The organism is Prevotella fusca JCM 17724 (assembly GCF_001262015.1).
Taxonomy (GTDB): Bacteria; Bacteroidota; Bacteroidia; order Bacteroidales; family Bacteroidaceae; genus Prevotella; species Prevotella fusca.
In genome coordinates this window covers 141,046-155,141 of record NZ_CP012074.1, presented here as the reverse complement: position 1 = coordinate 155,141, position 14,096 = coordinate 141,046, and the positions used below count along the sequence as shown (strand labels likewise).

The 14,096-nt window shown below is 46.5% G+C and carries 8 protein-coding genes; 1 reads left to right on the top strand and 7 read right to left on the bottom strand.

Annotated elements, in window-relative coordinates:
* Positions 1 to 17: 17 nt before the first annotated feature.
* The 7 genes from ADJ77_RS00635 to ADJ77_RS00605 all read right to left on the bottom strand — a co-directional run bounded on the left by ADJ77_RS00635 (position 18) and on the right by ADJ77_RS00605 (position 10,723).
* Positions 18 to 1,475, bottom strand: a complete 1,458-nt coding sequence (locus ADJ77_RS00635; RefSeq protein WP_025078000.1) for a TrkH family potassium uptake protein — start codon at positions 1,473 to 1,475, stop codon at positions 18 to 20.
* A 2-nt stretch (positions 1,476 to 1,477) separates the two neighbouring features.
* Positions 1,478 to 2,818, bottom strand: a complete 1,341-nt coding sequence (gene trkA, locus ADJ77_RS00630; RefSeq protein ID WP_025077999.1) for a Trk system potassium transporter TrkA — start codon at positions 2,816 to 2,818, stop codon at positions 1,478 to 1,480.
* A gap of 57 nt (positions 2,819 to 2,875) precedes the next feature.
* Positions 2,876 to 4,795 (bottom strand): 1-deoxy-D-xylulose-5-phosphate synthase, encoded by a 1,920-nt coding sequence (dxs, locus tag ADJ77_RS00625; protein WP_025077998.1) that lies wholly within the window; start codon positions 4,793 to 4,795, stop codon positions 2,876 to 2,878.
* A 387-nt stretch (positions 4,796 to 5,182) separates the two neighbouring features.
* Positions 5,183 to 6,265: an OmpA family protein gene (locus ADJ77_RS00620; protein ID WP_050695916.1), complete on the bottom strand. Its 1,083-nt coding sequence runs from the start codon at positions 6,263 to 6,265 to the stop codon at positions 5,183 to 5,185.
* Between the two features lie 533 nt (positions 6,266 to 6,798).
* On the bottom strand, positions 6,799 to 8,220 hold the full coding sequence (locus ADJ77_RS00615; RefSeq protein ID WP_244148544.1) for an MATE family efflux transporter: 1,422 nt from the start codon (positions 8,218 to 8,220) through the stop codon (positions 6,799 to 6,801).
* Between the two features lie 177 nt (positions 8,221 to 8,397).
* Complete coding sequence (locus tag ADJ77_RS00610) at positions 8,398 to 9,063, bottom strand: FKBP-type peptidyl-prolyl cis-trans isomerase (RefSeq protein WP_025077997.1); 666 nt, start codon at positions 9,061 to 9,063, stop codon at positions 8,398 to 8,400.
* Positions 9,064 to 9,175: 112 nt separating this feature from the next.
* Entirely contained in the window at positions 9,176 to 10,723 is a 1,548-nt protein-coding gene (locus tag ADJ77_RS00605) for a glycine--tRNA ligase (RefSeq protein ID WP_025077996.1), read from the bottom strand.
* Between the two features lie 493 nt (positions 10,724 to 11,216).
* Between ADJ77_RS00605 and ADJ77_RS00600 the strand changes: the two genes are divergently transcribed.
* The gene (locus ADJ77_RS00600) at positions 11,217 to 13,943 is read left to right on the top strand and encodes a DNA gyrase/topoisomerase IV subunit A (RefSeq protein ID WP_050695915.1); all 2,727 of its coding nucleotides are present in this window, start codon (positions 11,217 to 11,219) and stop codon (positions 13,941 to 13,943) included.
* Positions 13,944 to 14,096 lie beyond the last annotated feature (153 nt).

The window sequence follows — 14,096 nt, the reverse complement described above, 5'->3', positions numbered from 1 at the left end:
GTGAACTTGAAAGTTCTTTAATTCTCTTTCCAGAAAGCAGGCGTGAACAGCACCAGAACCGTGAAGAGTTCCAGACGACCTACAAGCATAAGGAAAGAACAAATCCACTTGGCAAAACCGGGCAGCTGCACCCATGACATCGTAGGACCAATCTCCATACCCAAAGTAGGACCGACATTACCAAGACAACTCAGCGTAATGGTAATGGCATTTGTGTTGTCAATGCCGAAAGCTATCATCGTAAAGGCACAGAAGAGCGTCAAGATAAGGTAGAGCCCGATGAATCCCAAGAGGGTCACACGCTTCGACTGTGGGATATTCACACCGTCAACCTTCATTGGCAAGACTGCATTAGGATGCAGAATCTGACGGAACTCATTGCGTACCACCTTCAACAACATCACACCACGAATACTCTTGATACCACCACTTGTGGAGCCTGAACAGCCGCCAAAGAACATACAGGCAGCCAGGACAACCCACGTCACATGAGGCCACTTGGCAGCATCATCGCTGAAAAGTCCTGTCGTTGTAATGAAGGAAACAACCTGGAAGATGGCACTTCGGAAAGCATGCTCTATATCATAATGATTGCGGTAAACAAGCTGAAAGGCTATGAAGAGGGCAAACGAAAGTACCATTATCACATAGAAACGGAACTCACTGTTCTTCAGCAGCTTCTTGATATCCATACCTATGACTGACGCATATAACAAGGTGAAATTGACACCCGAGAGGAAACAGAACAGTGCACAGACATACTCCTCGGCAGGAGAATGGAATGTCATGATAGAACCACTCTCGGTAGCAAAACCACCTGTCGCCGTGCTCGTCATGGAATAATTGAAAGCATCAAACCACCCCATACCACAGAGCTTATAACTGAAGATACAGGCAATGGTCAGAACCACGTAGACTATCCATATCCACTTGGCACTCATACTCAAACGAGGATGCAGCTTACTCTTGATAGGTCCGGTTGCTTCAGCTGCAAACACCTTTACCGAACCACCCACCATGGAAGGAAGGATGGCAATAGTGAAGAATACAATACCCAATCCGCCAATCCACTGTGTGAGTGAACGCCAGAAGAGGAGTCCCTTTGGCAGCCATTCGGGATAGTCGATAATCGTTGCACCCGTCGTAGTAAAACCCGACATCGATTCAAAGAACGCATCCGTGAAGTTGCCGATACAGCCGCTGAGCATAAACGGCAACGTACCGAACAGCGTAAAAAACACCCAAGAAACGGTTACCACAAAATAAGCATCACGACGCCCCAAGAGGTTATCGGCATTGCGTCCCAGCAAACGGAACACGATGCCTGCACCCACCGTAATAAGGATGCTCCATGCAAAAGCCATGATGTCAACGCTATGATATAACAATGACACAAACAGACAACAGAGCATCAACACGCCCTCTATCCATAACAGGGAGCCAAGAATCTTGGAGATAAGTTTCAGATTCAGCATGGTCAGATAAATAATTTCTCCACCTTTTTCATATCAACGTTATAACAGAAGATTACCACGGAATCGCCTGCTTCAATCTGCGTATTACCCGAAACAAGCATACCTTCACCGTTTCTTACGAGTCCACCGATGGTAACTCCCTTCGGCAAGTTGAGGTCCTTGACAAGTTTTCGGGTCACCTTTGAATCAGGACTTGGCACAAACTCTGCCACATCAGCATTGACCGACATGAGGAACTTCACGTTTTCAACATTGGCATCAAGCATCATCTGATAGATATGACTGGCTGCAAGTGCCTTCTTATTGATAATCGTACCGATGTCAAGACCGTCTGCCGTACCGACATAGTCAAAGTTCTCGACAGAGGCTACTGTCTTACGGACGCCCAGACGTTTGGCAGTGAGGCAAGCAAGGATATTGGTTTCAGCATTTGAAGTCAGCGCAACAAAGGCCTGTGTATGGCGGATGCCTTCCTCCTGCAACAGACCTATATCACGTCCGTCACCATTGATGACCAGCCTGTCTTCATTGAAGATGTCGTTCAGTTCCTCACAACGGACAGGATTCTGCTCGATAATCTTTGCATTCATGTATTCCGGCAACATCTTCACTGCACGGGCAGCAGTCTTTCCGCCACCCATAAAGATGACATTCTGTACATCAACATAATGCTCCTTGCCGACAATCTTGCGGATATAAGGGATATACTGTTTCGTAGTCATGAAGTAGACGAGGTCATACAGCTGCAAGGTATCATTACCGCCAGGGATGATTGTCTCGTCATTATGCTTTATGGCAACAACGTGGTAAGGGTCATCAGGACCACTGATATCCTTCAACGGACGGTCGAGAATCTCGCAGGTCTCACGCAACTTGATACCCAGCATCACCAAGGCACCATCATGCACATCCCAACGCTGGCGCACCCATGACATCTTCAGTCCGTTGATGATGTCCTTTGCAGCCAGTATCTCGGGATAGATAATATCATTGACACCCATCTTGCGGAACAGTTCCTTATTATGTTCCTCGACATACTCCGGATTATCCACGCGTGCCACCGTCTTCTTTGCACCCAACTGGTGAGCCATGACACAGGCAGCGATATTTCCCGATTCGCTTGGCGTAACAGCAATGAAGAGGTCAGCGTGCTCTACGCCGGCATCCTTCAGTCCCTTGATGTTTGTTGCAGAGCATTCCATGGTCAGCAAGTCATATTCGCTGCTGAGCTTCTCCAGGTTTTCCGGATTCTCGTCCATCAGTACAATGTCCTGCCTGTTACGCGAAAGGAGTTTCGCCAGATAAGTTCCTATAGCGTATGCTCCTGATATTATGATTTTCATTCTTTTTTCTTTTGAGAGATGATGGGTGGTAAATGACAGATGATAAAATATCAGCTATCAGTTAGCAGCCGTCAACTGTCGTTTGATACTTTCTATATCTATTCCACAGATTTCACGCAACTGTTGTACCGTTCCTTGCTCCACAAAGTAATCAGGCATACCCATTCGGGTAATGTGTGGTTTATATCCATGATCGTTCATCCACTCTGTGACAGCAGAACCCAATCCACCATTGCGCACGCCATCCTCAATAGTAATAATGCGTGAGAAGCGGCTGGCAACTTCCTCCAATATCTTCTCATCCAATGGTTTCAGGAAGCGCATGTCATAGTGAGCAACTGAGGGACAATGGTCTTTTATATCTGGCGACTCTGCACTCTCAATCAGTTTGATAGCCTTTTCAACATCATTACCAATAGGTCCGATGCTCAATACTGCAACATCCCATCCATCATGAAGACGACGTCCTGTACCGACTTCTATCTCCGTTAGCGGACATTTCCAGTCGGTCAACACACCACGCCCACGCGGATAACGGATAACAAAAGTTCCCTTATCAGGTAACTGCGCCGTGTACATCAGCCGTCGGAGCTCACTCTCATCCATCGGAGAGGCTATCGTAAGATTAGGAATCGGACGCAGGAAAGCCATATCAAAAGCTCCATGATGCGTCGCACCATCTTCGCCAACCAGCCCAGCACGATCCAGACAGAGGACAACTGGGAGATTGAGTATTGCCGTATCGTGGATGATACTGTCGTATGCACGCTGCGAGAAAGCACTATAAATGTTGCAGAAAGGCTGCAGACCGTCCTTTGCCATACCAGCAGAGAAGGTCACAGCATGCGCCTCCGCAATACCAACATCAAAGGTACGGTCAGGCATATCCGCCATCATTATATTCATTGAACAGCCTGTCGGCATAGCAGGTGTCACACCAACAATGCGAGGATTCTTCTTGGCAAGTTCCAACAATGTCTTCCCAAACACATCCTGGAACTTCGGTGGCTCATTGCTGCAGTCCTGCACAATACGCTCACCAGTATCCGGATCAAACTTACCCGGTGCATGCCAGACCGTTGCACTCTTCTCTGCAGGCTCATATCCCTTACCTTTCTTTGTGTGGAGATGGAGGAGTTTCGGTCCCGTCATATTCTTCAACTGACGAAGTATGCGAACCAACTCGCCTACATTATTACCGTCGAATGGTCCGAAGTAACGGATATTCATACCCTCAAACATATTCTGCTGATGGGACAACGCCGACTTCAAAGCATTATTAAAACGCAGCAATCCCTTACGACGTTCTTCATTCAGCAATCCCTTTTCACGCAACCACTGTGACGCCTTGAAGCGCAAACGGTTGTAAGTCTCATTCGTATCAAGGTTCAACAAGTACTGCTCCATACCTCCCACAGCCCTGTCAATCGACATATCATTGTCGTTCAGAATAATCAACAGGTCATTAGGCTGACTTGAAACATTGTTAAGACCTTCAAAAGCCAGACCTCCACTCATAGCACCATCACCAATGATGGCAACGACATGACGTTGCTGCTTGGTCAGTTTGGCAGCAACAGCCATACCCAAGGCAGCAGAGATAGAATTAGAGGCATGCCCACAAGTAAACGTATCATACTCGCTCTCGAAAGGAGAAGGGAATGGCATAAGACCGTTCAGCTTGCGGTTATTACAGAAGTTTTCACGCCGACCCGTCAAAATCTTATGCCCATAAGCCTGATGACCAACATCCCACACAATACGGTCTTCCGGCGTATTAAAAACATAGTGACATGCCACCGTTATCTCGGTCGCTCCTAAGCTGGACGCAAGATGTCCCGGATTAACAGCAACTTCCTCAATGATGTCCTCCCGCAATTGCTGGCAGAGTTTGGGCAACTCGTCCAAATTCAGCTTCCGCAAGTCGGCAGGCGACTGTATCTTATTTAAAAGGTCGTATCTTTTCTCGTTTGACATTATCTGATAACATGAAAAACAATGCAAAGATACGCTAAATAGCTTAAAGGGCAAAATAAAACAGAGAGGGATTCAATTATTTAATACCGAATTCGCAATTGTGATTCTTAATCCAGAGACAAAGCAACGAATTATCAAGCCAATACACCAAACCAAAGAAGTAACAGTGTTGTTTTCAGTCTCAATTACCTAAGGATATCGCCCTGAAATCATCTAAAACATGTCACTCTCAGAGCGATGTTGCTATGCCTTAAACATTTACCATGTGTTCTTATCACAATTCTATGTATAAAAATGAAGCAGGGATGAACCTTTGAAGATTCATCCCCGCTTATTCTTTTTCATTTTAACCAGCCAAGAGAAGACCGGTCAAGTTCTGTCTTTAATTTACTTTACGTAAACAATTGCAAGACGGTTAGATGTAACACCCTGTACACCCTTACCTAAAGCCTCGTCAACGATAACGCCACGACCCTCAAGGTACTTAGCAACAATGTTTGCACGGTTCTGAGAGAGACGATCGTTGAGATCCTTCGGTCCTTCTGGAGAAGCTGTACCGATAATCTGTACATGGCAACCAGACTTAACAACGTCAAGAGCCTTCTTAGCCTCCTTTGTGAGGATGTACTTACCCTGCTGGAAGGTTACGAATACCATGTTCTCAATACGAACAGTCTGAGTTGTAGTTGTAGGAACTTCCTTGATAACTTCCTTGATAACCTCCTTAACAACCTCCTTTGGCTTAGCGTTAAGCTGATCACGGAGAGAGTTAATCTCATCGTTCAGCTCACCAACATTCCAAACCTTGAAGTTGTGAGTACCGTTAGAAGTCTTGAACTTGTAGTTAACACCTACGAAAAGACCGAGCTGAGCTGCCTGCTTACCGAACTGAACAGCATCGCCAGGACCATGTGTAAGGTTCCAGAGAACTGCTGGCTCAGCGTAAATCTGCCAAGCTCTCTTCTCACCGAGGTTGTAAGCGAAAGTAAGACCAGTCTTAGCTGTCAACTCAGTGTCATCACCACCATTGTCAGTGCGGATAAGATTCTTGTCACCGTAAGTAATCCAGTAACCGATACCAGCCTCAGCACCTACCTCAAAACGACGATCAGGGTTGTACTCGCAGAAGAGGTTTGTGAAGTTAACTGTACCGTTCAAACCGAGGTTAAGACCACGAACAACAGTATGGCTGTTAGAGAAACCTAAAGAACCAGTCTGCCAACGGTTGTCACCAAAGAATGCGATACCTTCGAGGTTTGCGCCGTAAACAGGGCTGAACTGCTTGCCAACCTTCACACCAGCAGTTGCGTTAAGCGGTGCGAAGTGACTAAGGTTAAGAGGACCCATAGCACCAGCCTCAACGCCGAGGTAAACATTGTCAAATGGTTTAGCCTTCTCATAAGCTACCTGAGCCTGCGTACTTGTGATACCCATAGAGAGCATCGAAAGTGCAATCAAAATTTTTTTCATAAAAACTTAATATTAATTCTGTTAATTTTAGCGACTTAATTAAATTCGATATGCAAAGATAGTATTTTTTTTGAATAGACTACATTATTTCATAGAAAAAATCTGTTTTTTTAGTAAAATACAGCAATTTCTACACTTTTATTACCTTTATATACAATAAAATGACCCGAAAAAGATAAATAAGCACCTAAAAAGTGATTCACAAAAAACAGCTTTCAGAGCATAAAAAGACATGATTTTTACATCCCTGCGCCCCACAACTGTTTTACCGTTGTAATTGAACTTTGGCTTTCACCTTATTATATATATAAGAAACCAAGAACGCATCATTGCCATGTCCAGAACGAGCTGTGTATCAGCTTTGAATTATCATCATGAGGATAATTATTTATTTTCATGAAAAGAAATATTTTTCTTCGCGAAAAGAAATAATTATTTTCATGAAAAGAATTCGCTGCAAACGATTTCTATATGGAGAAAAAACTTCGCCAAAGGGCTCTCCATAACCCTTCGGACACATGTTTCAGCAGTAGCTACCCTTTCCGAAGACGCCTGAAAAGATAGAAAATGAACATCAATCCACGAAGAGAAAGCTCAACCGCCATGGCAAACCACACGCCACAAAGACCATACTGGGATGCAAGGGCGTAAGCCAATGTGAGACGGATGAGCCACATGCTACCCAAGTTAATCATCGAAGGCTTCAACGTGTCACCAGCTCCGATGCAGACACTGTAGGCAACGATGGCTGCTGCGAAGAACGGCTCGGCAAAGGCTTCGATGCGAAGAACTGATGTACCAAGATGCTGGATCTCAGCAACAGGCGACAGCAGACCAATCATCTCGGGGGCAAAGATATACATGACAACACCCATGAATGCCATGACAACCATACCGAGAGAGACGGTCATCCAGGCAAAACTGCGATGAAGGTCACGCCTGTCAGCACCGACGCTCTGCCCTACCAGCGTTGTGGCTGCCTCGCTGATACCGTAGCCCGGCATATAACAAAGGCTCTCTGCCGTAATAGCAAACGAATGGGCAGCGATTGCAATATTGCCCAAAGGGGCTACAATCATAGTAGAAACCAGCTGTGCACCATTCATCAGAAGATATTGCAGTGCCATCGGTGCACCAATCTTCATTGCATTCCAGATATACTGCCAACGCCAGACGAAGCGTTCCACATCCTGCTTCCAAGACAGGATAGGACTGCGGAAGATGGCATAATATGCCAAAGGAACCGCCACACAGATGAAAGCAAGAAGACTTCCGAGGGCTGCACCGGCTACCCCGGCACCTAATCCCGGCATCGCCATCTCCATTCCCAAGAGGGATATGGTGCGTGTAGGGAAGATAAAGAAGTAGTTGAAGATAACATCCAGTACGCACATCAATATTGCCATGAAACTGGGACGGCGCATATCGCCTGACACCTTCAGCATGGCAGCCGACATATACTCAACGAGATGGAACGGGATGATAAGGGAGAAAATTAGGAAATAAACCGTAGCATCATGCTGTATGTCAGTCCCTCCACCCAGCCATGAAGGAAGATGAGGAGCAATTAGAAAGGTGATAAGCAGCAGGAACAACGAGAAGCAAAGTCCGAAGGCATAACCATGCCGCATAACCGCACGTGCCTTCTGGAAGTCGTTGGCACCAATGAAGTGGGCTACCTGGACGGAGAAGCCCATCGTTACAGCACTCACTAAAGAGAAGAAGAGCCATGTGGCCGGCTCGACAAGTCCGATGGCAGCCGACGGTGCAGCACCGAGAGAACCCACCATTCCCGCATCAATATAAAACATCAGAACCGTTGTCACCTGTGCCAATATAGACGGGATGCTGAGCTGGATTATGAGGTTGAACTTCTCATTCCTGCTCATCATCTCACCACTGCGAATCTTGGCAAGAAGACTTTCTGTAACGGATTTACTGAAGGATATACGCACGAAGACTATTAAATGATTTGAAGAAAATGAAAGACTGGATTATTGAAAACAAAATAGGGACGACATTCCCGTTTGTCCGCTGCAGCTATTGAGACGAACACACGGGAACTTGTGTCCCTACATATAAGACTAAAGGTCATTCAGACCTTTCCGGAAAAGCTACGACGTATACTTCAACTACGCATCCTTCAACTTCTTGCCCGGGCGAGCGAAGTCAACCAAGCGTAAGTCAAAGATAAGTGTTGAGTATGCTGGTATCAATCCTTTACCAGCCTTACCATAACCCAACTGATAAGGAATATAGACTACCCAATGGTCGCCCCTGTGCATCTGCTGCATAGCTGTAGAAAAACCATCAACCACACCTTGTAAGGCAAGATGCGAAGGGCGTGACGTTGAAGCATTGAAAGTCTCGCTTGACCATGACTTATCAAAGATAAGCCCCGACGTGTAAGTCGCAGATGGAATCATGCGGCCCATATAATGAACGGATACCGAGTCGGAATACAATGGGTTCGTCGTACCTGTTCCGCTCTGCTCGACATGTGCGATGATATAATTCTCAGGACTATATGTCAGTGATGTTCCAGAGGCTGGCTTCTGATTTTGGAAAGTATAGTTAAGGATTATCTTCCAGGATTTATCACCACTCTTGATCTTCTGCTGCGTAGTGGTATAGAGCTTATTCCAATAGCTTTCATTCTTTGACTGCCAATCAGAATATTCTTCTACAGTACTGTCACTCTCAGAACACGAGGTGAAGAGACCCGCAGAGAGCATGATTCCGCCCAGACAGAAGATACCTGCCGCACGGCGGATGAGGGTTTTTATTTTCTTTGTCATAGTCTTTTTAATTGGTTGGAGGGGATTGCAGCACCAGGAGCCCTACACTTCCTATGCTAAGAAAGAGGGCTATAGGTAACCATAAACACCAGTTCTGCTACCCTTCCTTTAATTAGTCAATGTCAATCTTCTTCAACAGGGCGGTGATAGACACACGGTCCTCAATAATCTCGCGCAGCTTTTCTACCGGCACACGCTCCTGCTTCATTGAGTCACGATAACGCAGAGTAACGGTGTTGTCCTTCAACGTATCGCCATCAACGGTCACACAGAAAGGAGTGCCGATGGCATCCTGACGACGGTAACGCTTACCGATAGAGTCCTTAGCCTCCATGTGTGTGTTGAAATGGAACTTCAGATTGTTCACAATCTCCTGTGCCTTCTCTGGCAGACCATCCTTGTTAACCAAAGGAAGAACCGCACACTTGACTGGTGCCAACGGCTCCGGCAACTTCAGAACGACACGGCTTGAACCATTCTCCAATGCCTCCTCCGTATAGCTGTGGCACATAACAGAGAGGAACATACGGTCAACACCGATAGATGTCTCCACAACGTATGGAGTATAGTTCTCGTTGCGCTCAGGATCAAAGTACTTCACCTGACGGCCAGAGAACTTCTCATGCTGAGAGAGGTCGAAGTCGGTACGAGAGTGAATGCCCTCTACCTCCTTGAAACCGAACGGCATGTGGAACTCGATGTCGGTTGCTGCATTGGCATAGTGAGCCAGCTTCTCGTGGTCGTGGTAACGATAGTTCTCGTCGCCCATTCCAAGCCCCTCGTGCCAAGCCAGACGATGCTTCTTCCAGTATTCAAACCACTTCATCTCGGTTCCGGGCTGACAGAAGAACTGCATCTCCATCTGTTCAAACTCACGCATACGGAAGACGAACTGGCGAGCTACTATCTCATTGCGGAAAGCCTTACCAATCTGACAGATACCAAATGGCAACTTCATACGACCAGTCTTCTGAACATTGAGGAAGTTTACGAAGATACCCTGCGCTGTCTCCGGGCGGAGATAAATCTTGCTTGCAGCCTCAGCTGAAGCACCCATCTCGGTAGAGAACATAAGATTGAACTGACGAACGTCAGTCCAGTTGGTTGTACCGCTGATTGGGTCAACGATTCCCTCGTCAAGGATAATCTGTTTCAAAGCCTCCAAGTCAGGTCCCTGCATAGCCTCTGTATAGCGTGCATGGAGGTCGTCACGCTTCTTCTGATTCTCAAGAACACGTGGGTTGGTTTCACGGAACTTAGTCTCATCGAAGGCGTCACCGAACTTCTTGGCAGCCTTGGCTACTTCCTTCTCAATCTTCTCCTCGTATTTGCCAATCTGGTCCTCTATGAGATTGTCTGCACGATAACGCTTCTTTGAGTCACGGTTGTCAATCAATGGGTCATTGAAAGCATCAACGTGGCCGCTGGCTTTCCATACCGTCGGGTGCATAAAGATAGATGCGTCGATACCGACAATATTGTTATGCAGCAATACCATTGACTGCCACCAGTACTGTTTGATGTTGTTTTTCAGCTCAACACCGTTCTGACCGTAGTCATAAACAGCTGCCAGACCATCATAAATATCACTACTTGGGAAGACGAAACCATACTCTTTGCAGTGACTCACAATCTTCTTGAAAACATCCTCTTGTGCCATAATTATCTATTTATACCTTGATTTTTGTCGCAAAGTTACGCTTTTTTAGCCGAATAAAAACAGGATTACTGCGAAACTTTCGCCTAAAACGATTATTCACAAGCCTGACTTTTGATTTGCCTGACGTTATGTTCTCTCGCAAACAACGTCGTACTATAATATTATTATGCTGACAATCATCAACTTTTCCACCCTTTTTTACGAATGTGTTGATGCCCAGCACGAGTAGTGCTGTTGGCAAGCACCACTCGTGCTAAGGCTGAACACCAATGACACTGAGAAGTAAATACATTGGAATAAATTAAAAGATGTTCAATCTCTAACGACCACCTTGGATTTTAAAAGTGCTATGGGGTAAGTTAAAAAATAGCAGACTGCAGGCAGATAACCAAATCCTACACTTGAATAAACTATAATTTGCCTGTTTACATTTTTTTTCGTACATTTGCAGTCTTATGAAGTTCACTTCTTTAAGTGATAAAACAAGAATTATATGGATGACGAGATAAAAGACTTGGACGGGTCTGTTTCAGAGAAAGAAACTCAGGAACAGAACTCCCATTCAGATTACAAACCTGCCGACAGGTTTGATGCCTCTGCCGTGCATCACCTCTCTGGTATGTACAAAAACTGGTTCCTGGATTACGCCAGCTACGTAATCCTTGAACGTGCCGTACCGCATATTGAGGACGGACTGAAGCCCGTGCAACGTCGCATCCTCCATTCCATGAAACGAATGGACGACGGACGATACAACAAGGTTGCGAACATCGTGGGTCATACGATGCAGTTCCATCCGCATGGTGACGCCTCTATCGGCGATGCACTGGTGCAGCTGGGACAGAAAGACCTGCTCATTGACACGCAGGGTAACTGGGGAAACATCCTTACCGGCGACCGTGCAGCCGCACCACGATACATCGAGGCGCGCCTGTCGAAGTTTGCCTTGGAGACGGTTTTCAATCCCAAAACCACAGAATGGCAGCTTTCCTACGACGGCAGAAACAAAGAGCCGATTACGCTTCCCGTAAAGTTCCCACTGCTTCTGGCACAGGGTGCTGAGGGTATCGCCGTAGGCTTGTCATCCAAGATTCTTCCTCATAACCTCAACGACATCTGCGATGCGGCTATCAGCTATCTGCGTGACGAGGAGTTCCATCTATACCCTGACTTCCCGACAGGCGGCAGCATTGACGCATCAAAATATAACGACGGTCAGCGTGGAGGCGTTCTGAAGGTGCGTGCAAAGGTTGAGAAGCTCGACAACAAGACCCTCGTCATCCGTGAGGTTCCCTTCACCAAGACTGCCAACACACTCCAGGAGTCTATCACCAAGGCGGTAGAGAAAGGAAAGCTGAAGATTCGAAAGGTGGAGGACATGACCGCTTCAGAGGTGGAGATTCAACTTCATCTTGCACCGGGCACGTCAAGCGACAAGACTATTGACGCCCTCTACGCTTTCACTGACTGCGAAATAAACATTTCACCGAACTGCTGTGTCATCCGAGATAACAAGCCGGAGTTCCTCACAGTGTCAGATGTATTGCGCAATTCTGCCGAACATACGAAGGCATTATTGAAGTTAGAGCTGGAGATTCGCAAGCATGAACTGGAGGAACAGCTGTTCTATAACTCCCTTGAACGTATCTTCATCGAGGACCGCATCTATAAGGAGCGCAAATTCGAGACGGCTAAGGATATTGATGAGGTTGTTGTTTTCGTCGACTCTAAACTTGAACCTTACAAGAAGACCTTTATCCGTGAGGTGACACGTGACGACATCATCCGACTTTTGGAAATCAAGATGCAGCGCATCCTGAAGTTCAACAAGGACAAGGCTGATGAACTTATCCAGAAGATAAAGGCTGAGATTGCCGAGATCGACAAGGACCTCAGCGAGATGGTTCGTGTCACCATCGAATGGTTCACACACCTTAAAGAGAAATACGGAAGCGACCATCCACGCCGTACAGAGATCAAGAGCTTTGACACGATTGTGGCTGCCAAGGTGGTTGATGCCAACGAGAAGCTGTATATCGACCGTCAGGAGGGATTCATCGGTACGGGTCTCAAGAAGGCAGAGTTCGTTCAGAACTGTTCTGACCTCGATGATGTGATTATCTTCTACCGTGACGGAAAGTACAAGGTCATCCGAATTGCCGACAAGGTGTTTGTGGGCAAGGGCGTACTGCACGTACAGGTGTTCAAGAAGAACGACAAGCGTACGATTTATAACGTGGTTTATCGTGACGGAAAGACAGGTCCTTACTATATTAAACGCTTCAACGTGACTTCTATCACACGTGACAAAGAATACGACGTAACCCTCGGCACGGCGGGCTCAAGAATCAATTACTTCACTGCTAACCCAAACGGTGAGGCGGAGTTGATAAAGATTACACTTGACCCGAACCCCGACAAGAAGAAACAGAATATCTTTATGGAACGTGACTTTGCCAGCATCCTCATCAAGGGACGTGCTGCAAAGGGTAATCTGCTGACCAAGGAGAGTATTCACCGAATCTCATTGAAGAGCCACGGACATTCCACATTGGGTGGACGTAAGGTGTGGTTCGACCCGGATGTCAACCGTATCAACTACGAAGACCACGGTCGCTACCTTGGAGAGTTCTCTGACCAGGACAGCATCCTTGTGATACTTAAGAACGGAGAGTTCTATATCACCAACTTTGATGCATCCAATCATTATGAGGACAACATCCTGCGCATAGAGAAGTTTGATGCTGACAAGCCATGGACAGCTGTCATCTTCGATGCTGACAACCAAGGTTATCCTTACTTGAAACGTTTCCAGATGGAAGCAAGCAAGCGTCATCAGAACTTCATCGGAGACAATCCAGAGTCGCAGATGGTACTTCTGACGGATGTTACCTTCCCTCGCATACAGCTGACATACGGTGGTCCAGATGCGTCACGTGGCACTGAGGAGATTGATGCTGAGCAGTTTGTCGGCGTGAAGGGATTTAAGGCAAAGGGCAAACGACTGACAACATGGACGGTTGACAAGATTGAAGAACTGGAGCCGACACGCTTCCCAGAGGAGAAGAAAGCGGATGAAGAGAACAGTGATGACGAATCACAGCAGGAGAAGTCTGCAGCTGCTGCAAAGGAAGAGAATCTCGACCCGGATGCAGGAAAGTCACAGCAGCAGGTCATTGATGAGATAACAGGACAGCTAAACCTCTTCAACAACGATTAAGAAATCCAACAACCGGCTAATTGAAAATGGGGACGTACACCCTTTACGTTCCCATTTCAAGGAACTGGTTACAGATACTTGAACCGCACATCCCCTGCTGATTGGCACAAACAACGATTTGACTTGCGCTTTTATGGTCACTTCCCAAATACG